The sequence below is a fragment of the Streptomyces sp. TLI_185 genome, from assembly GCF_003814765.1.
GTDB lineage: Bacteria > Actinomycetota > Actinomycetes > Streptomycetales > Streptomycetaceae > Streptomyces.
The window spans coordinates 10,227,992-10,252,917 of the sequence record NZ_RKRB01000001.1 but is presented as its reverse complement, the minus strand read 5'-3'; the positions used below and the strand labels follow the sequence as shown (position 1 = coordinate 10,252,917).

Below are 24,926 nucleotides of genomic sequence, written 5' to 3'. Positions count from 1 at the left end.
TGCGCACGGCAAGAATCAGGGACAGCCCTCTCCCGGCGCAAGGGCCATTCCGGGAGCATCGTGTCCCGACAGGTGAGCCAGTCGCCGCCACCCGGGGGACATGCCGATGCCGATACGCCTGCTGCTCCTCGGCCTGGGAGCCGCGCTCAGCCTCCTCACCGTGCTGATCGCCCGGGCGGAGCGGGGCTTTTCGGTGGCGCTCACCACGCCGCACGGCCTGATCGCCCTGCTGGGCGCCGGCTGGACCCTCCTGATCGGCGCGTTCGCTCTCGGCTCGCGACCGTCCGGCAGGCGTGCAGGAATCCTGCTGTTCATCGCGGCATACGCCTGGTTCCTGCCGGAGTGGGACAACCCTGGGACAACGTCGTCGGTCGCGTTCTCCCTCGGGCTCGCCCTCAACGCGGCCTGCCCGGCGGCCGTGGGACACCTCGCCCTTGCCTACCCCGGCGGCCGACTCGGGTCCTGGCCCGCCCGGGTGCTTGTGGTGGGCGGCTACGCGATCACGGTGGGCGTCCAAGGAGTCGGCGCGGCCGCCTACTCCCGGCCCCAGGCGCACGGCTGCCCGCAGTGCCCGCGCAACTGGTGGGCGCTCGCCGACGCCCCGGCGCGCGCGCAGAGCATCGCATCACTGGGCGTACAGGCGGGCACGGTCTGGCTGTCGGCGCTCATCGCCTTCCTCGCCTGGCGCCTGCTCACCTCGAGCCCGGCCGCCCGGCGCTCCACAGGCCTGCCCACGCTGTGCACCCTCGGCTACATCACCGCTGTGGCCCTCTCCTACGTCCGCAGCCTGGACCGCGGCTTCCTCGGCTTCGACGCGCGGGACGGCCAACTGTGGCTGACGCAGGCGGGGACGCTGTCCCTGCTGGCGGCGGCTGCGCTCGCGGACCTGGTCCGCATCCGGCTCAGACGACGCGAGCTGACCCGCGTGGTCATCGACATAGGCGCCACGGCCACCCCGGGCAGGCTGCGCGACGCGATCGCCGAGCGTCTCGACGACCCGGACCTCCAGATCGCCTACCCGGTCGGCGTCGGCCACCGCCACATCGACGCATCGGGCAGCCCGGTCGCGTGGCCCCCGCAGCCCGGCAGAGCCACCACCACGCTCCGCATCAGCGACGCACCCCTCTCCATCCTCATCCACCGTCCCGGACTGCTGGACAGCCCGATGGCGGTCGACGAGCTTGTGTCCGGCATCCACATGGCCCTGGAACACGAACGTCTCCACGCCGAAAGCCAGGCCCAGTTGGCCGACCTGCGCGCTTCCGGAGCCCGCATCATCACCGCCGGCGACGAGGAGCGCCGCCGCCTGGAGCGCGACCTGCACGACGGCGCCCAGCAACGCCTCGTAGGGCTGGCCCTGGGCCTGCGCCTGCTGCGGATCCGCACCACGACCCCGGCTCCCCACCTGGATCGCGCGGAGGCCGAACTCGAGCAGGCCATCACCGACCTCAGAGCGGTGGCGCGCGGGCTCTACCCGGTCCTGCTCAAGGAAGCCGGCCTTGCCGTCGCCCTCGAAGCCCTGGCACACACCCGAGATCTCCGCATCCAAGACGTCCCCCGCGCGCGCTACCCCGACGTCCTGGAATCCACGGTGTACCTGATGGTGGCCCGGATGAGCGAGAACAGGACGACAACGGTCGGCATCGACGAATGCAGCCGACAACTCATCACATCCGTCACGGTGACAGGCGAAATGCCCGATCTCGCCGACCTGACCGACCGCATCACCACGCTCGAAGGCGCACTGACCTCACACACCGAGCACGGCAGCACTCAAGCGATCCTCCAGCTTCCCCTGCCCTGCCCAGACCAGACCGCCGTCGCCCATTCCTAGACGTCTCGGCCAGGGCGGGAGTTGGGCGCCTCCGGCGCCGGCAAGCTGGCACAGGATCGAATGTGAGGGAATGTCAGTTCTGTCGGCCACTGGAAAGAGTGTGGCCGCGTCATCAAGCATGGAAGGCCCGGCACCCTTCGGTGAGCGGCCATCAGGGCAGAGTGACCGTCAGCGATGGCCGCCTGCGATATCCCGGTGGAGATCGTGGATGACGGTGTACGTCTCAGGCAGGTCGTTGGTCAGCACGTGGGGCGGACGCGGACGAACGCACCGTGGGCGAGCATGTCCCGCTTCAGCTGCGCAGCGGAGAGGGTGTGGCCGCGCCGGGCGAGCGCGTCGCGCACCTCGCCGGGCGTCAGGTGCCGGTCGCAGCGCGCGAGGTACCGGGCCACAAGCTGCTCGCGGGTGGGATAGGCAGGGGCCTCCACCACCAGGAGCGAGTCGCTGAGCGCCTTGTGCTCGGTCATCCCGGCGTTGGCCACCTCCAGCACCGACTTTGTTGCCTGACCCACCCGCGACAGGCGCCGGCGCCAGTTGTCTCGGGTCAGATAGCCGTTTTGGTAGCACCACGACAGCAGGCCACCCACAGCGACCGTCGCGGCCAGCGGGTTGCCAGAAGCGAGGACCACCAGGCGGTGAATGCCCGCGCCGGACAGCTGCAGTGCCCAGTCGATGACCACCAGCGCGTTCGCACCGGTGGCCTCCAGACCGGCCATGCGCATCACGCTCTGCACGACGGGGATCCACTCAATGACGGCGAACCCGAAGCGGGAGAAGACGCTGTCCTGGGTGACGATGACGCTCGGGGCGAGGAACTCCGCGAGCGCCATGATGGGCGCGTCGTCCGGGTCGCCCCGGTACTTGCGCGGGATCTCCCGGTCGCCCCGCAGGATGCGCCGGGTCCGTGGGGAAAGGTGGTCGCGGATCTCCAGGTCGACCACTCGAAGGTTGGGCAGGATCTGCTGATCAAGCACGCGGCGCACCTGACGCTCACCCAGGCCGCCACCGGCTCGGCGACCGCCACAGCGAAGGCACGGCGCGGACGGCCTGGGCAATTGCCACAACGAACGCTGGCTGAGGCAGAGCTGAGCGCCTCTCGCCCCGCTGACGTTGCCCTTGCCGCCCATCCCCCCTGTGGCGTCCGCACACAGCTCAGACGGTCTGCGGGTGAGGAGATCCATCGAGCAGGTGTGGGGTCGTCCACGAGCGGCCGGTGGCCGTTTTCAGGGCTCTGGCCGCAGTTCCGTGAATGCTACGGCCGAGGAGCCTCGGCCGTGCCGTCGAAGGATGTCGTCGACGGCTGCGTTCCGGGACCTACTGGGGTCGGCCCAGCTGGTGGGCGGGCTGATCATTCCGTTCGGCGTCGGCCTGGGCAGGCAGTGGCAGCGTCCAGGTGTAGGCGTCCGGGTCGAAGGAGTCCAGGCGCTGGACGAGCCTGGCGGTCGACCAGGGCCAGCAGAAGGTGTTGATACCCGGGAGACCGAAGTAGTAGCCGGTGCCGCCGGCGTTGTAGACGGTGCCGCGTAGCGCCTCGTGCAGGGCCTGCTGGTGGGCTGTTTCGGCCTCGGGCTTGACATCCAACGCGAACGCCCCGCTGGAGCGCAGGTGGTTGAGTGCGGTGGTGACGTAGCGGAGTTGGGCTTCGAGGACGGTGGGGACGGCGGTGGTGCCGGTGAGCAGATTGGGGCCGATGAGCAGGAAGAGGTTGGGGTATCCGCTGACGCTGGTGCCCAGGTAGGCGCGGCGGTTGTCGGCCCACGTCTGGGCCAGTGCGCGGTCGGTGCCGTGTAGTTGGGGGGCCAGGGGGATGTCGCCGATGATGATCGCGTTACGAGCCCTTACGCCCTTTTGGAAGAAACGCGATCGAGGAGTTCACCTCCGACAGTGCCGAGTAGACCTTCTTCCGGTTCAGTTTCTTCATCGTCAGATCTTTTGACCTCACCGTTCCTGCTTTCAGCTTCAGCGGTAGCCTTGGGGCGAGCACTTGACCCCTCGGGGGTGGGTTTTTGCATAGCGACCGCGGATCCACCAGCCACTCCAATCGCGGCAAGCAGGACAGGGGTGGCGATCAAGATGGCGAAGACTCTACGTGCACGCATGGTTTCCCGCCTCGTCTAGGACAATGTCGCCACCAAGCTACCTCGGCAATCATTCCGAAAAACCGCTCAGCGAACTACTCACTCGCACGGCCGAGCGCGCTACCCCTCTGCGAGATGGTCAGATTCACCCGCCTTGAATCTCTCGATCATGGCGGCTATCTCCGGGCGCGTATAGAGGAGGGCCGGACCGTTGGGGACCTTGCTGTGGCGGATGGCGATGCCGTTGTCGTAAGCGGCGAATTCGACACAGTGAGCCTTTTCCAACCTCTTGCACGGGCTGGGCAGTTGGCCTGACAGAAGGATGAAGCCCCTGGTAGATGGGTTTTCGACCAAGAGAACCGTCCCCACCAGAGGCTTCGCATGCTTGTCTACCCGTCCGGAGTCGACGTGTCCAGTTCTGCCCTCCGCTTCCTCTCGGCCCGCCTGAGAACACACCGTCACGCTCTCGGCACCCGATGGCGGCGCCTGAGCGCGGGCCGACAGGCCCTGCTCACCCTCACCCACCTCCGCAACGGCCCAGCCCTACGCCCAGCTTCTGCCGATCGAGCGGATCGCCGCCGACCGTCCCTTCTACTCGGGCAAACACAAGAAGCACGGCATGAACGTGCAGGTCATAGCCGACCCGAAGGGCCGTCTCCTGTGGGCTTCACCAGCCCTGGCAGGTGCCGTCCATGACGTCCGGGCCGCACACGAGCACGGTATCATCGACGCTCTCGTCCAGGCCGTCCTCACACTCCATCTGGCCAGCTCAGACTGAGGATGGAGAAGGCTCACTACCTCCAATGCAATGCGATGCCACTCCGATAGCACGTGTTTCGATGGTGTTCGAAAGGATGGCCGGTATCCACGGGCGGCGCCTACGGTGTGACGCAAAGAGGTCGACCACAGCGAGTTGCATCGGTCGACCGAGTGGCAGGTCCTCATGGGCGTCTGCTCGAACTGGCGTCACAGTGGGGCCCCAGGCAGGGAGACTTCTGGATGCAGTTGCTCAAAAGGCACGTGACCCGTACAGCTGTGGCTCTCACTCTTGGGATTGGCGCGCTCATCGGCGGCTCCAGCACTGCTTCAGCTGCCGACGTCCATCCCCAGTACGTGACCTACAAGTGCGATGCCGGGCGGGCCTGCGTATACGATACTTCCGGAGGTGTCTGGAATATGGACGGCTGTGGAGACAACTGGATCTACGGCCGTTTCAACTATGCCAGGGCCCACGGCAACAGCTTCACGGTGTATTACGTGAACGGCACGTGGGATTTCGTCTGGGCAGGGGGTCAGCGGACCCTGGACGGCAGCAATTACGTCGAGCGAGTGCACGTGGATTGCTGAGCGCTGACGACAAAAGCAGCCCCCTTCCAGCTTTGAGGAAGGGGGCTTCCTTCTTGGCTGGCCTCTCTTTTCCTCACCCTGTGCACGTCGGCGATTGGGTCCCTCCGTCGGAGCTTCCGAGAAAGGGAGCCTTCTCCATCCTCAGACCGTGTTTGAGATCTACCGTGGCTCGTTGCTGGTGTGATCGTTGAGCATGCCGTGAGCGGTGCTGGGGGCGGGTATCCGTCGGACTTGACGGACGAGCAGTGGGCGCTGGTGGAGCCGTTGCTTCCGCCAGCGAGAGTGGGGCGCAAGGGCGGGCGTCGGGAAAAGCATCCGCGGCGGCGGATCGTGGACGCGATCTTCTATGTCGTGCGGACCGGCTGTGCTTGGCGGCAGCTGCCAAAGGACTTCGCGCCGTGGCCGACGGTCTACTGGTACTTCACGTGGTGGCACGACGACGGAACGGTCGAACGCATCCACGACGCCCTGCGCGGCCAGATTCGCGAAGCCGACGGCCGTAACGTTGAGCCAAGCGCGGGCCTGATCGATTCGCAGTCCGTCCGTACTGCCGACACCGTTCCCGCTGTCACCAGGGGATTCGACGCGGGCAAGAAGGTCAAGGGCCGCAAGCGGTTCATCGTCACCGACACCCTCGGCCTGCTGCTGGCCGTGCACGTCGTCGCGGCGAGCGTCCAGGACCGCGATGGCGGCCGCCGACCACTGCTGTGGACCCGCCTCGACCACCCGGGGGTCAAGAAAATCTGGGCGGACCAGGGCTTCGCCGGCCGCCTGGTCGACTGGACCACCACCGTGCTTGGCCGGGAGCTGGAGATCGTCCGCAAGGACCCCGACCAACGGGGCTTCCAAGTCCAGCCGAAGCGGTGGGCAGTAGAACGTACCTTTTCGTGGCTCACCGCCCACCGACGCCTGGCCCGCGATTACGAGACCATTCCCGCCCGTTCCGAGACGATGCTCCGCTGGGCGATGATCGGCATCATGGTCCGCCGCCTGACCCGGGTGAGGCCGGCTTCCCGAGCGGGTCGGCGCCCGTTGACCCGAACTTCGGCCTGATAGCCAGGCGCGGGCAGCAACATCAGTCCGGCTCAACTTCTTCTCCGATGAGCAACGTCACCATCGTTTCGAGGCGCTCGTCGCTGACCTGCGGAACAGTCCAGTTGTTGCTCCGCGCGTGCTCGATGAACGCCGGGTCGAGCTCAACGTGGTAGCGCCCCACGTAGTGGGCCAAGTCGGAGTACCACAGCCAATGTCCGTCTGTGAGCAGGTGCAGTCCTCCGATGAACGCGCCCATTTCGCTCAGCACGTCAGGCACGGCTGAAGGCGTGGCGACCAAGGTCGCGCCGCCACGCAGGTACCGAACCAGATCGCCTTCACACCTCGGCGCCGCCATGCGCACAGCAGCTCGGATCGACGGCCCCTCCGGGCTGCCGTACTCCAGCTCCCTGAAGCCGCCGACGAGGGGGAACTTGTCGGAGATCACCTGACCGAGCCTAGAGCACCCTCCGAGAAGCCACCGACCTAGATCTCAAACGCGGTCTCAGTCTGAGCTGGCCAGATGGAGCGTGAGGACGGCCTGGAGGAGGCTCGTGATTCGGGTGGTCGAGCAGCGGAGCTTGCGCAGGAGCCGCCAGGACTTGAGGATGGCGATGGCCTGTTCGACCAGTGCCCGCACCTCCGCATGGGACCGCGCCGGACGGGTAGACAAGCATGCGAAGCCTCTGGTGGAGACAGTTCTCTTGGTCGAAAACCCATCTACCAGGGGCTTCATCCGTCTGTCAGGCCAACTGCCCAGCCCGTGCAAGAGGTTGGAAAAGGCTAAGTCTCCGTCGCCTCCGGAGGCGGATGACTTCTGCCAAGTGACGGCCATCTGGGCCGCTACTCGGTGCCGTCGGCTTCCCAGGTGAGCGCCAAGAACTGGATCGGTATCTACCCGACGGGCGTCAGCCCCGGCAAGCAGGCTTCGCTCACCTGGTCCTACGCCCCCAACGCCAGCGGCGCCCTGACCTTCCCGACGGGCAAACCGGGCGGCGCGGGTACGTACGACGTGTACTACCTCGCCAATGACGGCTACTCGGTGCTGGGCGGCCCCTTCTCCCTGACCGTCGGCTGACCGGCCACGACGACGGAACGCCCTCCCCTGTGCCGACCGTCCTGTTCGACAGGAGGCGACGCACGGCACGTCGCGGATGGTGCTCTGCCACTCGGCGCGTCACAGTTCGGATCCGACACGTCGGCACACATCGGTGGCCATCCGCGATGTGTCGACGCCGCAGGTCAACAGCCCGCGTGCGGCTGGGGCGAGGTTGCGTACGGGCCCAGACGTACGTCATGGACCAGCAACGCAACGACGTCGTGCCGATCCCGAACGGGCCGTCCTTCTTCTGCAGCTGCCAGTCCCCGCCTGGCAGAACGCCATGGAGCGACCTGCGGCACTTCGTGCCGCTCCACGCATAGGAAGCCCGGCCGGTCCTTGGCCGTCACGAGCTGGCCTTCTTCCTGGTCCAGGGGTGAGAGCCCTGCCATCCTCGCCCCAGGCGTCCACCAGCACTCCCGTTCGTTGTCCTCCCCCCTCGACAGCATCGGAATCGGTGAAGTTGAGTGTCCATCCGCGCGGATGATCCCCCCTGGCTGTCGACCAGCCAGGGCCTCGCCCACGGCGGGGGCGCATTGAGTGCCGCCGCCTTGGCCACGACCTGCTGTGCAGTGCGACCGGTGGGCGGATCGGTGGCCAGGACGGTCTCACCGGGCTGAATGGTCTCGATGTCCCTCGGGCTGGCGTTGGCCACGAGCACTTTGGTGACAGCCGGGAAGCACGGGGGTGCAGCCCTTGTGTAGCGGGCGGCCCTCAAGGCCTCCAGTGCTTCCATTTCTCGTTCGAGGTACCTGAACTTCGAGCTGAGGAGAAGGTCTTCGCCGAACTGGAGGCAGGATTCGCCTGGATGCCTCGGTCGGACATGCAGGCCCCGGCGGCTGGATGCGGGCACGTGATCCGGTGGACACCGCTGGCCCATTACGCACTTATTGCACAGAGGATCTTCACCATTCCCGACGTGAGTTCATATGATGCGGAGATCAACAGGCCCGGCCGGAGGGAGACTTCGGCGGGCCTCTCACGTTCCCGTGGGGGATTCATGCGCATACGCGTCGCGGCCGCCGTGGTTTCCGGTGCCGTCGTTCTGTCCGCGCTCGCTCTTCCGGCTGCCGCTCAGGCGGCGGAGCGAGCGAGTGTGTCGGCGAAGCTGAGCTCCTTTGCCTCGAGGGCCGTTCGGCCGAACGATTCGTTGGGCAACACCAAGTTCTCGAACGCGGTCATCAACGGCGGCAAGGACATCGTTCTCGGCACCACCGGCACGAAGTCCGTCACCGTCACGTACACCGCCACCGACCAGAACGGCGTCGCACTCACCGAGGCCTTCCTGTGGCAGGGCACCGACAGTTCGACCACGGACGGCATCACCGGCGGCCTGGGCACGGATGACGACCCCGACTGCACGGAGACCGCGACCCAGGGCGTCTACCACTGCAAGGCCGTCTTCAACATCCACCCGGCCACCGACATGAAGAACAACGGCGTGGCCGGTACCTGGAAGCTGTTCCTGGGCGCGTGGGACCTGTACGCGAACGCCAGCTACAACGACGACGTCGCCACCGCCTCGATCAAGAAGCTCTCCACGCTGACCGCCGACGCCACGCCCGAGCCGGTCAAGCAGGGCAAGACCATCACGGTCACGGGCAAGCTCGCCCGCGCCAACTGGTCGACGAGCAAGTACGCGGGCTACGCGAACCAGCCCGCGAAGCTGCAGTTCCGTAAGAAGGGCAGCAGCACCTACAGCACCCTCAAGACCGTCAAGACCAACACCACCGGCGTCCTGAAAACCACCACCACGGCCACGGCCGACGGGTACTACCGCTACGTCTTCGCCGGCACCGGCACCACCGCCGCCTCGACAGCGCCCGGCGACTTCGTCGACGTCAGGTAAGCACCGCGACACCGAGCCACCGAGGAGCGACCACGGCGGCGCCGAACTCAACGAATCGGCGCCGCAAGGCCGCCTCGGTGGGGGCCACCGCGGGAGCGTTCACCCTTCGTAGCCCGAACTGAGCATCCTGGGCCGCCAGGCGGTGGCTGTTCGTCCTGCCGGTCGTGCTGGTCGTCGTCGCCACTGTCATGGCGCTGCGATCCATCCCGGACTCGCGCGCCGTGCCGGAGCACGGGTTGGACACCGTCGGCTCGCTGTCGTCCGTGGTCGCAGCGGTCGGGCTTGTCTTCTTTCTCCATGAGGGCCCCCAACGAAGCTGAAGGACGCCCGCGACGCAGCTGAGTCTCCTCGTCACCGCCCTGGCCGCTGCCGGATTCGTGGCATGGGAGCTGCGACGGCAGCCTCCACTCCTCGACGTCCGCCTGTTCAGCGAGCAAAGTCTCGCGAGCGGTTCGGTGTCGCTTGCGATGGTCTTCGGCGTGCAGGCAGGTATCTTCGTGGCCCTCTTCCCTTACTCCCAGGCGGTGCTGGGCTGATCCGGCGTTCGCGCCACCCTGGCGCTCAAGCCGACGGCGCTGCTGATGATGTTCGCCTCCAGCCTCGCCCGCAGGCAGCCGCACGCATCGGCACACCCGCTGCGACTTCTACGCCCCAAAGGACTCCACGAGAGCCCAACTCCTCGAAGCCAAAGGCAACTTGCAGAAGATGGCCGTCTCCATCCCGCTCACCGAGGACGAACAGGCCGCCCTCACCGACGGCAAGGCCGCGATCGACCAACTGCTCAACAGACTCGCCGATACCCCGACCCCGACCGGGCCAACACCCCAAAAGATCACAGCACCCGGCAGCGCTCAGCTCCTACCGATCGTCGCTGTCCGTCAAGGCAAAGCAGCACAATCTTGACAAATCCGTTTCCACGGCAGGGCCATTCACCTGACGGCCCTGTCGCGTGTGCGTCGCTTATCGGTGCGTGCGGAGTCCGTCGAGGATGAGCGCGAGCATATGGGGTGCCCGGTCCTCGGGGCTGGACACGGCGCGCCACAAGGCGCCGGTGAGTTGGAGGAAGTCTCCTGGGTCGGCGTCGGGGCGGATGCTTCCGTCCTTCTTGCCCGCGTCGAGAAGCTGAGCGATCGCGGCGATGACCGGGCCGTAGCTCTGTTCGCTGATCGCCTGGTGCACGGCCGGGGTGAGTGCGTCGCCGAGGCCGTGCTTTCGCCGCATGGCCTCGACGAGGTCCATCGTCCAGTGCCGGAGGGCTTCCAGTGGGGGCATCTGTGCCAGTAGGTCGGCCACAGCGCCGGTGATGCGGGCAACCTCGTCCTGGTTGACGGCCAGGACGAGCGCCTCGCGTGTGGGGAAGTTGCGGTACAGAGTGCCGGCGCCGACTCCGGCGCGCTGGGCGATCTGGTTCATCGACGTGCTGCCGTCCGCGGCGAGCGCTTCGCGTGCGGCGGCGAGGATGCGTGCCCTGTTCTCACGGGCGTCTGAACGGACCACGGGACCTCACGTTGCTAAGTGGAGAGTTCTCCACTACGTTATATGGAGAGCTCTCCACATACTTTAAGGAGCGTCATGCATTACATCAAGCTCGGCATGACCGGCCTCGACGTGTCTCCGATCGCGATCGGTGCGATGACCTATGGCGAACCCGACCGCGGGCATCCCGTCTGGTCGAAGGGCGAGGAGGACGCGCGCCCGCTCATCAGGCACGCACTGGAGGCGGGGATCAACTTCTTCGACACCGCGAACATGTACTCCAACGGCTCCAGCGAGGAGATCCTCGGCCGCGCGCTCAAGGACTTCGCCGATCGCGATGCTGTGGTGATCGCCACGAAGCTGCGCCACCCGATGCGGCTGGGACCCAACGGCCGCGGCCTGTCGCGCAAGGCGATCATGACCGAGGTCGACCACTCGCTGCGCCGCCTCGGCACGGACTACATCGACCTCTATCAGATCCACCGCAACGACCACGCCACTCCCTGGGAGGAGACCCTCGAAGCACTCAGCGACCTCGTGAAGGCCGGCAAGGTCCGCTACCTCGGCGCCTCGTCCATGCACGCCTGGGAGTTCGCCAAGGCGCTGCACCTGCAGAGGCAGCACGGCTGGGCACGCTTCGTGTCGATGCAGGACCACTACAACCTGCTCGCCCGCGAGGAGGAGCGGGAGATGATCCCGCTGTGCCTGGACGAGGGCGTCGGCACGATCATCTGGTCGCCGCTGGCCCGCGGCCGTCTCGCCCGCGCGTGGGACGATGCCCGTTCGACGGCGCGCTCCGAGACGGACGGCGCTTACGCGGACCTGCTCTACTCGCCCGAGCAGGAGGCGTCCAACCACGCCATCATCGACGCGGTCGGACAGGTCGCACGCGCGCACGGCGTCAGGCGCGCACAGGTCGCGCTCGCCTGGCTGCGACGCCAGCCGGTCGTCACCGCACCCCTGGTCGGCGCCGGCTCGATCCGGCAGATCGACGAGGCCGTGGCCTCTCTCGACATCGAGCTGACCGACGAGGACGCGCGCGCCCTGGAGGCCCCGTACACCCCCCGCCACGACTGGCAGGGCGTCTCCGACGAGGCCGAGCTGGAGGCCATCCGCAAGCGCGTTCCCGGCATGGCTCTCGTATGAACCGCACTACCGAGAGGCACCCCTTGATAGTCGGATCCCGAGCTGAGGGCACACAGATGGCACAGGTACTGGTCACCGGAGGGACAGGATTCATCGGGAGCTGGTGTGTCCTGGCCCTGCTCGACGCCGGGCACACCGTCCGCACCACCGTCCGAGACCTGCGCCGCGCACCGGCTCTGCGCTCGTGGCTTCACGCGGCCACACCGTTCGACGACGACCGTCTGACGGTCCTCCGCGCCGACCTCGAACGCGCCGAGGGCTGGGACGACGCCGTCGCCGGCTGCGACTTCGTCCTCCACGTCGCCTCGCCGACCCTGCGCCGCACCCCGGCGACCGACGACGGGCTGGTGGCCCCGGCACGAGAAGGCGTCCAGCGGGTGCTGCGCGCCGCCCGCGACGCCGGCGTGCGTCGGGTCGTCCTGACGAGCGCCTTCGGCGCCATCGGGATCGGGCACCCACCACGCTCGACCCCGTTCACCGAGGAAGACTGGACCAACGTCGACAGCGACATCCCGCCCTACCAGCGCTCCAAGACGCTCGCCGAGCTCGCCGCCTGGCGGTTCGTCGCGGACGAAGGCGGTGGGCTGGAACTGGCAGTGGTGCATCCCGTGGGGGTCCTAGGACCACTGCTCGGCCCCGACGACCCTCCCTCCCTGCGCCTGGTGCGCAGAATGATCGAGGGACGGGTGCCTGCCTGCCCTCCCTTCGGGATGGGCTTCGTCGACGTGCGCGACGTCGCGGATCTGCACCTGCGCGCGATGACCGATCCGGCAGCCGCCGGCGAGCGCTTCCTCGCAACCGCCGGGCGCAGCCTGCGGGTTGTCGAGATCGCGCGCATTCTCCGTGACCGCCTGGGAGAACGCGCCGCCAAGGCCCCGGACCGCGAACTACCCGTGTGGCTCGCACGAGCGCTGGGCACCGTGAACCCGGAACTGCGACTGCTCAGGCACCAGCTCGGCCGGGATCTCGACGCCACAAGCGCCAAGGCGGAGCGGCTTCTCGGCTGGCGGGCCCGTCCCATCGAGGACACCATCGCGGAGACCGCCGAGAGCCTCCTCGTCCACGGCGTCGGGAAATGACCGGCTCGTAACCGGCCGACGCGGCAGCATTGAGGCACCGAAGGTGCGTCGGACTGGTGACCCGGAGCGACTGTGTCCGTTAGTACTCCAGCAGGATTTCGCTGTCTGACCTGCGGGGTTGGCTGGGCGGCTGGAGTGTAGCGGGTCTTGGAGTGGTGAGGGGTGACCTTGCGGAGGGCGCCCCTCGAACGTATGCCGTCGCCGCTGGTAATGGCAGCGTCGAGGAAATCTCCCGATGTGATCACCGAGCGTGCTGTCGAGCTGGGACCTGGAACTGAGCGACCTCTTCGTGGCCATCGGCCACCGTTTCCGCCGCGTCGAGCTCCGCTGCCGCATGCGTGACTATGTGCGCGAGCTACTCGCCCCGGTAGCCCGCAAGAACAGCTGGCAGTTGGCCGAGCAGGCAGGCCACTCCACTCCCGACGGACTGCAACACCTGCTCGCCGGCGCGAAGTGGGAGCCCGACGACATCGGCGACGACCTGCAGGAATACGTCGCTGACAAGCTCGGTGACAACGATGGAGTCCTCATCATCGACGACACCGGCTTCACTGACAGTTATTGAAATACGGGCCCCGGGCCGTACCGAGCACTGCCAGATCGGCGTCTTCGCAGCCTACGCAACCTCCCGCGGCCGGGCCCTGGTTGACCGCGAACTGTACCTTCCCAAGTCCTGGACCGCCGACCGTGACCGCTGCCGCGCTGCCAAGATCCCCGACGCGCGCGAGTTCGCGACCAAGGGCGAACTGGCCGGCGCATCGTGCTGCGTGCCCTCGCCTCGCCGCTGCCCATCGCCTGGGTCACCGCGGATTCCTCCAACGGACAGGAGAGTCGCTTCCGTCGGTTCCTGGAACAGTCGGGCATCGGTTATGTGCTGGCCGTGCCCAAGTCCCAGTTCATCGTGGGCTGTCCCCGGATCGAGAGCCTGTTCGCGCAGGCGCCGGACGAGGCGTGGCAAAAGGCTTCGTGCGGAGACGGGGCGAAGGGACCGCGCGTCTACCACTGGGCGGCGGTGCGGCTGCCGGCCGTTGCCGAGTTCGACTACCAGGGCGAGTTTCCCCACCGGATGCGGTGGGCGCTGGCCCGGCGCAGCATCAGCAAGCCCGACGAGATCGCCTACTACCTCGCCTGCGCCTCTTTGGCGACCAACGCTCGGGAGTTGGTGCGGATCGCCGGGTCGCGCTGCGCGATCGAGGAGTGCTTCCAGGCCGCGAAGAACGAGTGCGGCCTCGACCAGCATGAAGTCCGCCGTTACGTGGGCTGGCACCGGCACATCACCTCGCCATGCTCGCGCACGCCTTCCTGGCGGCCACCACGCACCAGGTCAGAGAAATGGGGGCGGAACCGGTGAGACAGCCGGGCCATCGAGCTCACAGTGGCGGAGGTTCGGCGACTCCTGGCAGATTGTCGGCCCCGGCCCCCGCACCTGCGCGGACACCGAGGCCGACGCTACGCGATGAACTGGTCGAACTGGCGTCGGCGACGCCAAGCAGTCGCCCGGCGCTGCCATTACCAGCGGCGACGGCCTACGTTCGAGGGGCGCTCTCCGTACGGTCACCCCTCACCACTCCAAGACCCGCTACACTCCAGCCGCCCAGCCAAACCCGCAGGTCAGACAGCGAAGTCCTGCTGGAGTACTAGGCGTCTTGGACGAACTTGTAGGTGAGGAAGACCAGGCCGTCACCGATGGTCCGGGTGTCGACCAAGCGCATGGTCTTCTTGCCGCCGGCCTCGCCGAAGAATCGTTCGCCGGTCCCGAGCACGACCGGGAAGACGACCAGCCGCACCTCGTCGACGAGGTCGTGCTCGATCAGCGTACGCCCGAGCCGATAGCTGGCAGGGACGACGATTTCTCCGTCCAGCTCCTGTTTCAGCTTCGAAACCTCGGTCACAACGTCGCCCTTGAGAACCGTCGAGTTGTTCCAGTCGGGTTCCTTGAGGGTCGAGGACACGACGTACTTGGGCATGCTGTTCAACCGGTCCGCAAGCTCGCCACTCCGGGGCAGCCACCGCCCCCGGAAGAACTCGTAGCTTTTGCGACCCAGCAGCCATGCCTCGGCGCGTAGCGCCTCCTCGAGCGCGACCTTGTTCCACTCTGCGAGATCCTTGCCCCCGAACTGGACGAACCAGCCGCCCAGCTCGAAGCCCTCCTGACCATCCGGGTCCTGGACCACTCCATCGAGCGAGACGTTCTGCGGTCCGCTCATCACGATCTTTCCCATTCCGCTCCTCCTTCGCGCCTGCGTGGTCGTCGGCCACGCAGGTACAGGCGTCGCGACGCTGGGAAACTGGGCGCCGGCCGACCGCCCAGTTCGCCCCACGGCCAGCGCCTATACAGGATGGAAGTGCGGCACGACGCGGGGAGAAGGTGACGGTGAGGATGGCGGCAGCCGATCTGATCGCAAGGGCGCGGGCCGGGGACGGGCAGGCGTTCCGGGAGCTGACCGAGCCCTACCTTCGAGAGCTGCACGTGCACTGCTATCGCATGCTCGGATCCTTCGAGGACGCCGAGGACGCCCTCCAGAACACGCTGCTCACCGCCTGGCAAAGCCTCGGCGGGTTCGAGGGACGCGCCTCGCTGCGCACCTGGCTGTACCGGATCGCCACCCATAGGTGTCTCGACGCGCGCCGCGCGGCCAGTCGGCGCCCGGCCAAGGAGTGGGACGTGCCAGGCGTCGAACCGCCCGAGCCGACCCGGCTCGGCGAGGTCGTATGGCTGCAGCCGATTCCCGGTACCCTCCTGGAGGGTGCGGTCGAGGTGCCGCTCGGCCCGGAGGCCCGCTACGAGCAGACCGAATCCATCTCGCTGGCCTTCGTGACCGCCCTTCAGGTCCTGCCGCCCCGCCAGCTCGCCGTCCTCGTCCTGCGCGATGTCCTGGGGTTCCAGGCGAGCGAGGTGGCCGGCATGCTGGACTCGACCGTCGAATCGGTCAACAGCGCCCTCAAACGAGCGCGCGCCAGCCTGCAGCGCAGCCGACCGCCGACCGGCGACCACCAGCCGCCTCCCCCCGTCGGCTCACCCGCCGAGGACGCGATCGTGGCGAAGTTCGTCCACGCGTGGGAGTCCGCCGATATCGATGCGCTGGTGGTCCTCCTGACCAACGACGTCTTCATGTCGATGCCACCGATGCCCTTCGAATACCAGGGCCGGGACGTCGTGGCCCGCTTCTGCGCCAGCCTGTTCGGCGCCGGCCGCAGGTTCGACCTCGTCCCCTCGCGAGCCAACGGCCAGCCGGCATTCGGGGCCTACCTGCGTGACCCCAACGGCATCAGCCACGGGGTCGGCCTCTACGTCCTCACTCTCACCGGCGATCGGATCTGCGCCATGACCCGATTCGACAACAGCGTGCTCCCATGGTTCGGGCTGCCCCGATCACTCCGGAGCCGATAACCGGATCATCAACCCTTCACGAGGGAGGACCGCTGCACGACCCCGATCCCGCGGTCCGGTACAAGGCCGCCAAGGACTGTTGCGGCTGCGAGGACAGCCACGTCTCCGTCCGCTTCGACCACCAGCAGGGCCCGCGCTATGCCGACGAGGCGTTCCGCACGTGCTTCGCACGCCCGGTCACCCACTACCGGCCGCATGCCGCCCGGCTGCAAGACGGGATGCTGCTGCGGGAAGCGGCGAAGCCGGCCGGAATCCCATCCCTGTCCCGGCCGCGGCGGGCCCACCCGTCCGCACCGTCGCCGGCTGGATCACCCGCCATCCCGACACGCTCACCGAAGACAGATCACACAGTCCAAGGCCATACGCGCCGCCCGCCCCGAGCTGGAAAACGCGCATCGACTCGTGCGTGACCTCGGGCAGATGCTCACCTTGCGCACCGGCCCTCTGCCGCCAGACCGGATCAACAACGCCCGCACCGCTCAGCTCCCCGGCATCACCGGCCTGAACCTTCCCCTTGATCGTGGACACCTGGAGACTGGGATCTGAGGTTCCAGAGGAAGTAGCACCAGGTGGGAAGCAAGTACACGAAGCGGTACACCGAAGAGTTCAAGCGGGACGCGATCGCGCTCGTCGACTCCTCGGGCAAGACGGTCACGGCGGTGACCCGGGAACTCGGCATCAGCTCCGAGTCCCTGCGCGGCTGGTACCGCAAGGCGAAGGCGGAGCAGGGCGAGGGCGCTGCCGGCGGATTGAGCAGTGCCGAGCGCGAGGAGCTCAAGCGGCTGCGGCGGGAGAACCGCGAGCAGCAGACGATCGAGATCCTGAAAGAAGCGACCGCCTTCTTCGTGAAGGACAACGACCGGTGAGCGAGTTGTGCCGGTTCATCCATGCGGAGAAGGCGAACTACCCGATCGTTCTGTTGTGCCGGGTGCTGCATGCCGCCCGCTCCTCCTACTACGCGTGGCGCGAGGGCGAGGCCGCCCGTCATGCCCGGCAGGCCGCCGACGACGCGCTCGCGCACGAGATCACGGTGCTGCACGTCGCCTCCCGCCGCACCTACGGTGTCCCGTGCATCCACGCCGAACTGCGGCGTCTGGGGCGACGGGTGAACCGCAAGCGCATCGCCCGCGTGATGCGCGAGCGCGACATCCGAGGCGTCACCCGGCGCAAGCGCCGCTCGTTGACCCGGCCCGACAAGAAGGCGAAGCCGGCCCCTGACCTGATCGGCCGCGACTTCCACGCCGAGCGGCCCGGGATCAAGCTGGTCGGCGACATCACCTACCTGCCCACTGCCGAGGGCTGGCTCTACCTCGCCTGCTGGCTGGACCTGGCCACCCGCGAGGTCGTCGGTTATGCCATGGCTGATCACCACCGCGCAGAACTCGTCGTGGACGCCCTCGACATGGCCTACGGCCGAGGGAACCTGGAGCCCGGCTGTGTGATCCACAGTGACCGCGGCAGCGAATACACCTCTACACAATTCTGCGACCGAATAAGGGAGTTGGGGCTGCGGAACAGCTGCGGACGTACCGGATCATGCTTCGACAACGCGGCCGCGGAGAGTTTCTGGGCCCTGCTCAAGGAAGAGATCGGCACGCGCATCTGGCCCGACCGGGCCACCGCCCGCGCCGAGGTCTTCACCTTCATCGAGACCTTCTATAACCGCCGCCGCCTGCGCAAGCACAAGACCTTCGGCTACCTCACCCCGGCCGAGACCAGGCAGCGGCATCAACACGCCCTCGCGGCATAATCGACGAGTGTCCAAGATCACGGGGAAACTTCAGCCTCCCCCAGGGCTTGACCGGCGATCTGGAGGCCGTGGCTGCCGGGCTCACCCTGCCCTGGAACTCAGGAAGCACCGAAGGCGCCGACAACAGGATCAAAAAAGATCAAGAGGCAGCTGGACGGGCGAGCCGGATTCGAACTACTCCGCAAAATGATCCTGCTCCAGTAACCCCTCCGCGACCGCTCCCCAAGATCTGTGCCAGAACCCAGATGGCACCGCCCCAGCCAGCCGACGCCCGCCACCCCCGACGTCCTGGCCGCCCAACGCCGAGAACGTGCCCGCATCCGCTGCGAGAAGGGCATCCGCTGGGGCGGACGCCCCCTCGAAGCGGCAGCTTGATGAACCTGGCCGTCTTCCCAGCCACGGCATCAGGTGAGTGGCGGTGCCACCTCGGCTGCGACCCACTCCATAGCCTTCTCGACATGTTCAGCTGCGACAGGCAGCCACAGGGTGCAAGCGGTGAGCCCTGCCTCGGCGAGCCGCCCGAGGTCGTCGGCGACACTCGCTGCAGTGGGCGCCTTGCCTCCGAGCGGCCGTCCCGGTGGCGGAATCGCCGCGGAGAGACCGGGCGGAGTAAGGAACGCGGCCGACGCGAGCGTCAGCCGGTCGGCGTTCTCTGCGCCAGCCAGGTCACTCAGGCGGCGCCGTACCTCGGTGACCTCTGCGGCGTCGGCGCCTGTGCCGTACCAGCCGTCGCCGAACCGCAGCGCACGGCGCAGGGCAGCGTCGCTGTGGCCGCCGACCCACACGGGCGGACCGCCGGCAGTGACCGGAGGCACTCCCAAGTGCGCGGCGCGCAGTGTCGTGTACGGCCCGTCGAAATCTGCGGGTCGCCGGGCCCACAGGGCCTTGGCGGCGGCGAGGTGGTCGTCGGTGCGTGCACCGCGTTCACGGGCGGGTACACCGACGGCATCGAATTCGTCGGGGTTCCAGCCGGTGCCGACGCCCAGGATCAAGCGACCACCGGACACGACGTCCAAGGTGGCCGCCTGGTTGGCGAGCACCAGCGCCGGGTAGTACGGCGCGACGAGTACGGACGTCAGCAGCCGCAGGCGCGTCGTCGCCCCAGCGACGGCCGACAGCAGAACAAGCGGGTCCGTGTCGAGGCCGAAGCCGCTGTCCAGTAGGCGGTTGCCGACCGCAACGTGGTCGAAGCCCAACTCTTCAGCATGGCGTGCGGCGCGGAGCACGCTGGCTCCGTCATCGAGCGGCCAGCGTGGTTGAAGAGAAACGCCGAGGCGCAGCTGGGACATGAAGTTGCCCTTCGATGGCAGTCCAATGGCGACACGACGATCACCGACCGACCTGTCGCCACACCCAACTCCCGCACCACCCCATTTCATCCCCGGCCGGGACGCAGCGGATCGCCTGTGACTCCGTATGCCCCTCGCAGGCCCACGCCATGAACTACGTAAGCCGGTCAGCCTTCCCGGTCAGAGCAGCAGCCGCGACATCCCCCCAAGCCCGGTTGCACGGGTTTCACGGCACGACGGCTGTTCTGTCAGCACCTGGGAAAAGATCACCACAGTGAAACGATCGTCATCCGCACCCACGACGGATCGGCCCTGCTGCACAACACGAGCATCGACCAGGTCGTGGTCTACGACGCCGGCCAGATCGACCCCCGAACACGTACCGGCTGGAGCGTCATGGTCACGGGCCCGGCCACCCCGATCACCGACCCGGCGCAGGCAGCCCGCTACCGGCGCCTCCTCGTCCCCTGGATCGAATGCGACAACAGGGCCTCCTGGACCGCTCTTTGGCGTAAGAACACCTTCGAGCTACCAAGAGGCCCTGGTTTCATGCACGGCGGCCGCTGCACTCACCCGATCGAGACTCCCGTTCGACCGGTGCCCCTCAAGATCGGAACGACAACAGCTGAGCATTCTGACAAAGCACTGCCCGGAATCCATCGGGGGCTGCGGCCGCTGCAGTCGTCGGACGATCCAGATCGCGGTTGTCCGGGGTGCGCTGTTCCTGGGTGAAGCGCGCCCCCCTTCGCCCATACGTCGAGGCATTGCGGGGGCCTAGCCTCGCACTATGGACACAGACAAGGATGATCCCGCCGCCGAGAACGCACTGGGAGGCTTCCTGCGCGCACGGCGTGCCCGGTTGCGCCCCCAGGACGTGGGAATTCCTGCCTCCGGTCGGCGCAGGGTGCCTGGGCTGCGCCGTGAGGAGGTCGCCACGCTTGCCGGGGTGAGTACCGACTATTACATGCGGCTGGAACAGGGCCGCGAACGGCATCCGTCGCAGCAGATACTCGAGGCCGTCGCGCGGGCCCTGCGGCTGGACGACGAAGCGGTGGCCCACCTGTTTCGCGTGGCCGGCCCGAGGAACCGCCGGACTCGCCGTGCGCCGCGCGTCGAACGCGTAGCCCCGCACATGCGGCGACTCCTCGATACGTGGAGCGGCACGCCCGCCTTCGTCCTGGGCCCCGCGTTGGACATCCTGGCCCGCAACCGGCTCGCAAGCGCCCTCCACGCCGGTTTCACCCACTCCGACAACCTGCTGCGCATGACGCTCCTGGATCCGGCGGCGCGGCATTTCTACCTCGACTGGGATCGGGCCGCCGAGTCGACCGTGGCCGCGCTGCGGCGGTCGGCCGGTATCGACCCCGATGACGCCCGGCTGAGCCAGCTCGTGGGCGAACTGTCCATGAAAAGCCCCGACTTCCGCGTTCTGTGGGCGCGCCAGGACGTGCGCGGGAAGACACGCGAGGCAAAGCTCTTCCACCACGCCCAGGTCGGCGACCTGGAATTGCACTACGAGTCCTTCACCGTCAACAGTGCCCCCACTCAGCAGCTCGTCGTCTACCAAGCTGAACCCGGCAGCACCTCCGCCGACGCCCTCGCCCTTCTCGGCTCGCTCATTGCCGGCCCCGTGCCCGCACCGGACACGGCGACGGGCGTCCTCTCCGACTGAAGGCACGCTCGCGGCGGTATGAGGCCCAGCCCGGCCCCGCGTTCCTGAGTGTGTGCCAGGGCTGGGCCCACCGCTCCCCCAACCCCGGGCGGATGCGAAGGAGGATGACGCCATGACCCGGACGGTGAAGCCGGGAGAGTTGCCCCGTCTGCGCCTAGGCCGGCTCGCCCCGGCCGAGGCAGCAGTGCCTATGGCCTTGCGGCGGGGCATGCCCGTCTGCGCGGTGAGGTACCGAACACGCGCGCGCCTCGGACCGGCCCCCCTGCCGCCTGAATCCTGTAGACGGCCGACTACGCGGCTGCGACATGCCCGCGCCACGCGCTGCCGGCCGGAACGGCGCGCGCGGCCGCCGGCCGGACGGCCCGGCGGCTCGGTGCCGCCGCGTGGTGGCCGGCCCGGCCGCCGGTCGGCGGAGCGTCGGCGAGGCGATGTCGGCGGCCGGACGTCTGGACGTCCCGTCCATCAGCGGCCGGCATTCCCCTCGCCCAGGGTGGGGTCATGTTCGACCAGGTTGGTGCCGTGCTCGATCAGGTTGGGGTCATGAGCGACAGCACTTTGTTGGGAGACACCCTGAGAGCACGGCGCGAAGCCCTCAAGCCGCAGGACGTCGGCCTGCCGGAGCACGGGCGCAGGCGAGTGCCGGGGCTGCGCCGCGAGGTGGTCGCCATGCTCGCGGGCGTGAGCTCCGACTACTACATGCGCCTGGAACAGGGTCGGGAGACCAGCCCGTCGCCCCAGATGATCGACGCGATCGCCGCCGCCCTCCGCCTCGACGACGAGGCACACGACACCTGCGCAGACTCACCCGGGGGCCCCAGGAGCGCCGCAGCGTTCCCGCCGGTCACGACGGGATCAGCCGCCAGCTTCTCCAGCTGATCGACAGCTGGCCCGACACCCCCGCCTTCAACCTGGGACCAGCCCTAGACATCCTGGCGTACAACGCGCTCGCCGCGGCCCTGCACGGCGGATTCCAGCGGTTCGACAACCTTCCCCGCATGGTCTTCCTGGACCGGGCCGGGCGTACCTTCTAACGGGCCTGGGACAAGGCCGCGAACTCGTGCGTGGCCGAACTGCGCGCGGCCTACGGATACGACCCCGATTCCCCGCGGATCACCGAGGTCGTCGACACGCTCTGCTCGAAGAGCCCCGAATTCGCCGAACTGTGGGCACGGCACGAGGTGAGGGGCAAGACGCAGCAGGCGAAGAACCTCGCGCACCCCGAGGTCGGCGCCCTGGAGATCCAGTTTTCGGCGTTCACCGTCCACGGTGCCCCGCACCAGCAGCTGGTCGTCCACCAGGCCGAGCCGGCCAGTGCCACCGCAGCTGCCTTCACCGAACTCCGGTCCCGCTCCGGCCGAGGAGGATCCGTACAGTGGTGCAGGGAGAATCCGGCTGGTCGCGGCCGGCCGGCCCGTCCTGTGGGCCGGCACCGACGTCCCCGGCCGGGCCACCTCCCCCAAGGCGGGCATCCCGGCCGCACCGCAGGTGACCGGCAGCCCATGGGTCGGCGTCTGGATCGACAGGAACGACTTCCTGCACCAGCAGCTCACCGCCGACGGCCGCTACGACGAGACCCGGGGCGGTCGCCCGCACGCCTACCAGGGCCGTTTCTGGATCGACGGCGACCGCATCGACTACCTCGACGACCTCGGCTTCTGGGCCTACGGCGAGTTCCAGGGCGACGAACAGCACCACGAGGGCTACGTCATGAAGCTGGGCTGACCTCTGCGCCCATCGGCGCCCCCCAATCCCGATCCTGGGTGCGCGACACCTGGGGAAACCGCGACCTGGTTGCCGTAGCGGGCAGGGCCGAGGCTGGTATTCGAGCAGCCTCGGCCGCCCCCGGCGACCGGCCCTCCCAGCCCCCTCCCGCGGACGGGCCCTTCTTCCAGCCCTGTCCGCCGTACGGAAAGAAGACCTCACATGAACGTCAACGACACCACCAGCGCAGCCGTCCTCGAAAAGCTCCGGTGCCGCCCCGCAGAAGGACGGCGCATCCTGTTCACCGGCGCGACCATCGTCACCATGGACCCCGGCCTCGGTGTCATCGAGCGCGGTGACCTCCTCGTCGAGGGCGACACCATCACCGCCGTCGGCCCCGACCTCAGCGCGGGCGACGCCGTGGTCGTCGACGCCACCGGCACCATCATCAGTCCCGGCTTCGTCGACACCCACCGGCATGCCTGGGAGGCCCAGCTGCGCCGGATCATGCCGGACGTCGACGACCTCGGCGGCTACGTCATGGCCACCCTGGCCGGCTACGCCACGGTCTACCGGCCCGAGGACATGTACATCGGCACCCGGCTGGCCGCCCTCACCGCGATCGACAGCGGCATCACGACCATGCTCGACTTCTCCCACAACTCCCGCACCCCAGAGCACTCCGACGCCGCCATCGAGGCCCTCCGCGACACCGGCATCCGAGGCGTGCACGCTTCCATGGGCCCGCACTTCGGCGAGTGGGACCGGCAGTGGCCCGGCGACCTGACCCGCGTCAAGGACCGGTACTTCAGCAGCGACGACCAGCTGCTGACCCTGCGCCTGGCGACGCTCGCCACTGACGAGATCGCCGGACCGGCGCTCGCCTACGGTCCCGAACTCGCACGCGTCGCAAAGGACTTGGGCATCGGAGTGAGCGTGGACGCCGTCTTCGGAACCTCCTCCTCCGAGGCGATCCTGCGCTGGGCCAAGGACGGCATCCTCAGCCCCGACGTCACCCTCATCCACGCCACCGGACTGACCCCCGAGGCCTGGAAGGCGATGGGAGAGACCGGCACCACCGTGGCGCTCGCCCCCACCTCCGACGCCCAGATCGGCCTGGAGACCGCGATCCCCGCCGTCGACGAGGCCCTGTCCGTCGGCATCCGCCCCGGACTGAGCATCGACGTCGAAGTCGCCCTGGCCAGCGACATGTTCACGCAGATGCGGGCCCTGCACGCCATCCAGCGGATGCGCGCCGTCAACGCCGCCTACGGCACCGACCAGCAGCCCCACCGCATCACCACCCACGACGTCCTGGACTTCGCCACCCTCCAGGGCGCCCACACCAACGGCCTGGCCGCCGTCACCGGCACACTCACACCGGCCAAGAAGGCCGACCTGCTGGTCATCCAGGCCGAGGACCTCAACAACATGCCGCTCAACGACCCGATCGGCACCGTCGTACTGGGCTCCGACGCCCGCAACATCAGCGCCGTCCTCATCAACGGCGAGCCCCGCAAGTGGAACGGCCACGTCCTGGACGTCGACCTGTCCGCCCTGCGCCGCGAGGTCAACGCCTCGCGCGAGTACGTGCTGAACACCCCGGCTGCCTGAGCATCCCCCTTCACCGTCCCCCGGCCAGCCACACGCCGGCCGGGTGACCTACTGCCCCGGCGGCGCCATCGGCCGATCGCGTCGCGCACACACGGGGCCGCCACCAGACGCCCCTTCTGGAGTTTCCATGTCCCACCCCACCACAACCCCCCAGGCCGCAGCCAAGAGCAGCACGCCCGACCAACCGCCCCGCTGGGCCCCGGCCGCCCCGACCACCTTCCTGCTGACCGCGCTCGGCGTCCTGATGGCCGGCCAGATGCACACCGTCCTGGCGCTGCTACACCCATGGCCCCCGCGCTCGGCACCACACCCGGGCAGGCCATCTGGACGGCGACCGCGTTCGGCTTCTCCTACGCCGCCGGCTTCCTCCTCGCCGGCCCGCTCTCCGACCGCTACGGACCACGCGCCGTGATCACCGCAGGACTCGTGACCGCCACGGCGGCCACCGCCGCGGTCAGCGCCGCCCCCAACCTCCCCACCGCCATCGCCCTGCGCAGCCTGCACGGACCGACCGCCGCGACCTTCCTCGCCTGGTGGGGTGGCCGATGGTGACGGCCGGCGCCTGTCCG

The 24,926-nt window shown here is 68.2% G+C and carries 25 protein-coding genes and 5 pseudogenes; 21 read left to right on the top strand and 9 right to left on the bottom strand.

Annotated elements, in window-relative coordinates:
- Positions 1 to 106: 106 nt before the first annotated feature.
- Positions 107 to 1,834 (top strand): histidine kinase, encoded by a 1,728-nt coding sequence (locus EDD92_RS47190; RefSeq protein WP_185124356.1) that lies wholly within the window; start codon positions 107 to 109, stop codon positions 1,832 to 1,834.
- Between the two features lie 239 nt (positions 1,835 to 2,073).
- Here the strand turns inward: EDD92_RS47190 and EDD92_RS47185 are convergent, their stop codons facing one another.
- The 3 genes from EDD92_RS47185 to EDD92_RS47175 all read right to left on the bottom strand — a co-directional run bounded on the left by EDD92_RS47185 (position 2,074) and on the right by EDD92_RS47175 (position 4,281).
- Positions 2,074 to 2,808 (bottom strand): PIN domain-containing protein, encoded by a 735-nt coding sequence (locus tag EDD92_RS47185; protein ID WP_123970002.1) that lies wholly within the window; start codon positions 2,806 to 2,808, stop codon positions 2,074 to 2,076.
- Between the two features lie 340 nt (positions 2,809 to 3,148).
- Positions 3,149 to 3,415, bottom strand: a complete 267-nt coding sequence (locus tag EDD92_RS47180; protein WP_123970001.1) for a hypothetical protein — start codon at positions 3,413 to 3,415, stop codon at positions 3,149 to 3,151.
- 617 nt (positions 3,416 to 4,032) lie between these two features.
- Positions 4,033 to 4,281 carry a DUF397 domain-containing protein gene (locus tag EDD92_RS47175; protein ID WP_260327236.1) on the bottom strand — a complete coding sequence of 83 codons (249 nt, stop codon included), beginning with the start codon at positions 4,279 to 4,281 and terminating at the stop codon, positions 4,033 to 4,035.
- A 12-nt stretch (positions 4,282 to 4,293) separates the two neighbouring features.
- On the opposite strand from EDD92_RS47175, the pseudogene EDD92_RS47170 reads away from it, so the two are divergent.
- From EDD92_RS47170 to EDD92_RS47160, 3 genes and pseudogenes are all read left to right on the top strand, one after another.
- A pseudogene (locus tag EDD92_RS47170) lies at positions 4,294 to 4,657 on the top strand (transposase family protein); the annotation flags it as partial.
- 254 nt (positions 4,658 to 4,911) lie between these two features.
- Entirely contained in the window at positions 4,912 to 5,259 is a 348-nt protein-coding gene (locus EDD92_RS47165; protein ID WP_123970000.1) for a hypothetical protein, read from the top strand.
- Positions 5,260 to 5,439: 180 nt separating this feature from the next.
- Positions 5,440 to 6,312 (top strand): IS5 family transposase, encoded by an 873-nt coding sequence (locus EDD92_RS47160; RefSeq protein WP_260327235.1) that lies wholly within the window; start codon positions 5,440 to 5,442, stop codon positions 6,310 to 6,312.
- 22 nt (positions 6,313 to 6,334) lie between these two features.
- Here the strand turns inward: EDD92_RS47160 and EDD92_RS47155 are convergent, their stop codons facing one another.
- Both EDD92_RS47155 and EDD92_RS47150 read right to left on the bottom strand, forming a co-directional pair.
- Complete coding sequence (locus tag EDD92_RS47155) at positions 6,335 to 6,739, bottom strand: hypothetical protein (RefSeq protein ID WP_123969998.1); 405 nt, start codon at positions 6,737 to 6,739, stop codon at positions 6,335 to 6,337.
- A 57-nt stretch (positions 6,740 to 6,796) separates the two neighbouring features.
- Positions 6,797 to 6,946: pseudogene (locus EDD92_RS47150) on the bottom strand (IS5/IS1182 family transposase); the annotation flags it as partial.
- 213 nt (positions 6,947 to 7,159) lie between these two features.
- Here EDD92_RS47150 and EDD92_RS47145 point away from each other — a divergent pair.
- From EDD92_RS47145 to EDD92_RS47130, 4 genes are all read left to right on the top strand, one after another.
- Entirely contained in the window at positions 7,160 to 7,369 is a 210-nt protein-coding gene (locus EDD92_RS47145; protein ID WP_123969997.1) for a hypothetical protein, read from the top strand.
- Between the two features lie 1,021 nt (positions 7,370 to 8,390).
- Positions 8,391 to 9,239 carry a hypothetical protein gene (locus tag EDD92_RS47140; protein WP_123969996.1) on the top strand — a complete coding sequence of 283 codons (849 nt, stop codon included), beginning with the start codon at positions 8,391 to 8,393 and terminating at the stop codon, positions 9,237 to 9,239.
- Between the two features lie 377 nt (positions 9,240 to 9,616).
- Positions 9,617 to 9,775, top strand: a complete 159-nt coding sequence (locus EDD92_RS50315) for a hypothetical protein (RefSeq protein ID WP_185124355.1) — start codon at positions 9,617 to 9,619, stop codon at positions 9,773 to 9,775.
- A gap of 169 nt (positions 9,776 to 9,944) precedes the next feature.
- Complete coding sequence (locus EDD92_RS47130) at positions 9,945 to 10,142, top strand: hypothetical protein (protein ID WP_123969995.1); 198 nt, start codon at positions 9,945 to 9,947, stop codon at positions 10,140 to 10,142.
- Positions 10,143 to 10,199: 57 nt separating this feature from the next.
- On the opposite strand, the gene EDD92_RS47125 is transcribed toward EDD92_RS47130, so the two are convergent.
- Entirely contained in the window at positions 10,200 to 10,736 is a 537-nt protein-coding gene (locus tag EDD92_RS47125; protein WP_123969994.1) for a TetR/AcrR family transcriptional regulator, read from the bottom strand.
- Between the two features lie 75 nt (positions 10,737 to 10,811).
- Here EDD92_RS47125 and EDD92_RS47120 point away from each other — a divergent pair, with 75 nt between their 5' ends.
- From EDD92_RS47120 to EDD92_RS47110, 3 genes and pseudogenes are all read left to right on the top strand, one after another.
- Positions 10,812 to 11,861, top strand: coding sequence for an aldo/keto reductase (locus tag EDD92_RS47120; protein ID WP_123969993.1), 1,050 nt, complete (start codon positions 10,812 to 10,814; stop codon positions 11,859 to 11,861).
- Positions 11,862 to 11,917: 56 nt separating this feature from the next.
- Positions 11,918 to 12,940, top strand: coding sequence for an aldehyde reductase (locus EDD92_RS47115; protein ID WP_123969992.1), 1,023 nt, complete (start codon positions 11,918 to 11,920; stop codon positions 12,938 to 12,940).
- Positions 12,941 to 13,190: 250 nt separating this feature from the next.
- Positions 13,191 to 14,400, top strand: a pseudogene (locus EDD92_RS47110) (IS701 family transposase).
- Between the two features lie 177 nt (positions 14,401 to 14,577).
- On the opposite strand, the gene EDD92_RS47105 reads toward EDD92_RS47110, so the two are convergent.
- On the bottom strand, positions 14,578 to 15,162 hold the full coding sequence (locus EDD92_RS47105; RefSeq protein ID WP_123969991.1) for a dihydrofolate reductase family protein: 585 nt from the start codon (positions 15,160 to 15,162) through the stop codon (positions 14,578 to 14,580).
- A 158-nt stretch (positions 15,163 to 15,320) separates the two neighbouring features.
- Here EDD92_RS47105 and EDD92_RS47100 point away from each other — a divergent pair, with 158 nt between their 5' ends.
- Complete coding sequence (locus tag EDD92_RS47100; protein ID WP_123969990.1) at positions 15,321 to 16,331, top strand: sigma-70 family RNA polymerase sigma factor; 1,011 nt, start codon at positions 15,321 to 15,323, stop codon at positions 16,329 to 16,331.
- Between the two features lie 177 nt (positions 16,332 to 16,508).
- On the opposite strand, the gene EDD92_RS50310 is transcribed toward EDD92_RS47100, so the two are convergent.
- Complete coding sequence (locus EDD92_RS50310) at positions 16,509 to 16,859, bottom strand: hypothetical protein (RefSeq protein WP_185124354.1); 351 nt, start codon at positions 16,857 to 16,859, stop codon at positions 16,509 to 16,511.
- Positions 16,860 to 16,900: 41 nt separating this feature from the next.
- Between EDD92_RS50310 and EDD92_RS50305 the strand changes: the two genes are divergently transcribed.
- The 3 genes and pseudogenes from EDD92_RS50305 to EDD92_RS52640 form a co-directional block, all read left to right on the top strand.
- Positions 16,901 to 17,197, top strand: a complete 297-nt coding sequence (locus EDD92_RS50305; RefSeq protein ID WP_185124353.1) for a transposase — start codon at positions 16,901 to 16,903, stop codon at positions 17,195 to 17,197.
- Positions 17,194 to 18,081, top strand: a complete 888-nt coding sequence (locus tag EDD92_RS47095) for an IS3 family transposase (RefSeq protein WP_185124352.1) — start codon at positions 17,194 to 17,196, stop codon at positions 18,079 to 18,081. Before EDD92_RS50305 ends, EDD92_RS47095 begins: the two co-directional genes overlap by 4 nt.
- Positions 18,082 to 18,360: 279 nt before the next feature.
- Positions 18,361 to 18,456 (top strand): annotated as a pseudogene (locus tag EDD92_RS52640) (IS630 family transposase); the annotation flags it as partial.
- A 29-nt stretch (positions 18,457 to 18,485) separates the two neighbouring features.
- On the opposite strand, the gene EDD92_RS47085 reads toward EDD92_RS52640, so the two are convergent.
- On the bottom strand, positions 18,486 to 19,307 hold the full coding sequence (locus tag EDD92_RS47085) for a TIGR03619 family F420-dependent LLM class oxidoreductase (RefSeq protein WP_260327234.1): 822 nt from the start codon (positions 19,305 to 19,307) through the stop codon (positions 18,486 to 18,488).
- Positions 19,308 to 19,610: 303 nt separating this feature from the next.
- Here EDD92_RS47085 and EDD92_RS47080 point away from each other — a divergent pair, with 303 nt between their 5' ends.
- The 6 genes and pseudogenes from EDD92_RS47080 (at position 19,611) to EDD92_RS51865 (ending at position 24,909) form a co-directional block, all read left to right on the top strand.
- On the top strand, positions 19,611 to 20,102 hold the full coding sequence (locus EDD92_RS47080; protein ID WP_123970875.1) for a pyridoxamine 5'-phosphate oxidase family protein: 492 nt from the start codon (positions 19,611 to 19,613) through the stop codon (positions 20,100 to 20,102).
- A gap of 55 nt (positions 20,103 to 20,157) precedes the next feature.
- Entirely contained in the window at positions 20,158 to 21,042 is an 885-nt protein-coding gene (locus EDD92_RS47075; RefSeq protein ID WP_123969987.1) for a helix-turn-helix transcriptional regulator, read from the top strand.
- A gap of 540 nt (positions 21,043 to 21,582) precedes the next feature.
- Positions 21,583 to 22,400, top strand: a pseudogene (locus EDD92_RS52635) (helix-turn-helix transcriptional regulator); the annotation flags it as partial.
- Positions 22,309 to 22,764: an Atu4866 domain-containing protein gene (locus EDD92_RS52245; RefSeq protein ID WP_399185282.1), complete on the top strand. Its 456-nt coding sequence runs from the start codon at positions 22,309 to 22,311 to the stop codon at positions 22,762 to 22,764. The pseudogene EDD92_RS52635 and the gene EDD92_RS52245, both read left to right, overlap by 92 nt.
- A 201-nt stretch (positions 22,765 to 22,965) precedes the next feature.
- The gene (locus EDD92_RS47060) at positions 22,966 to 24,357 is read left to right on the top strand and encodes an amidohydrolase family protein (protein WP_123969986.1); all 1,392 of its coding nucleotides are present in this window, start codon (positions 22,966 to 22,968) and stop codon (positions 24,355 to 24,357) included.
- Between the two features lie 285 nt (positions 24,358 to 24,642).
- Complete coding sequence (locus EDD92_RS51865; RefSeq protein ID WP_260327233.1) at positions 24,643 to 24,909, top strand: MFS transporter; 267 nt, start codon at positions 24,643 to 24,645, stop codon at positions 24,907 to 24,909.
- The last annotated feature ends 17 nt before the right edge of the window (positions 24,910 to 24,926 follow it).

Bases quoted from the DNA above. Each gene is read 5' to 3' on its own strand.
- EDD92_RS47190 (WP_185124356.1), top strand. From the start codon at position 107: ATGCCGATACGCCTGCTGCTCCTCGGCCTGGGAGCCGCGCTCAGCCTC.
- EDD92_RS47115 (WP_123969992.1), top strand. From the start codon at position 11,918: ATGGCACAGGTACTGGTCACCGGAGGGACAGGATTCATCGGGAGCTGG.
- EDD92_RS47100 (WP_123969990.1), top strand. From the start codon at position 15,321: ATGGCGGCAGCCGATCTGATCGCAAGGGCGCGGGCCGGGGACGGGCAG.
- EDD92_RS47105 (WP_123969991.1), bottom strand. From the start codon at position 15,162: ATGGGAAAGATCGTGATGAGCGGACCGCAGAACGTCTCGCTCGATGGA.
- EDD92_RS47060 (WP_123969986.1), top strand. From the start codon at position 22,966: ATGAACGTCAACGACACCACCAGCGCAGCCGTCCTCGAAAAGCTCCGG.
- EDD92_RS47140 (WP_123969996.1), top strand. From the start codon at position 8,391: ATGCGCATACGCGTCGCGGCCGCCGTGGTTTCCGGTGCCGTCGTTCTG.
- EDD92_RS47120 (WP_123969993.1), top strand. From the start codon at position 10,812: ATGCATTACATCAAGCTCGGCATGACCGGCCTCGACGTGTCTCCGATC.
- EDD92_RS47130 (WP_123969995.1), top strand. From the start codon at position 9,945: ATGGCCGTCTCCATCCCGCTCACCGAGGACGAACAGGCCGCCCTCACC.
- EDD92_RS47165 (WP_123970000.1), top strand. From the start codon at position 4,912: ATGCAGTTGCTCAAAAGGCACGTGACCCGTACAGCTGTGGCTCTCACT.
- EDD92_RS47075 (WP_123969987.1), top strand. From the start codon at position 20,158: ATGGACACAGACAAGGATGATCCCGCCGCCGAGAACGCACTGGGAGGC.
- EDD92_RS51865 (WP_260327233.1), top strand. From the start codon at position 24,643: ATGGCCCCCGCGCTCGGCACCACACCCGGGCAGGCCATCTGGACGGCG.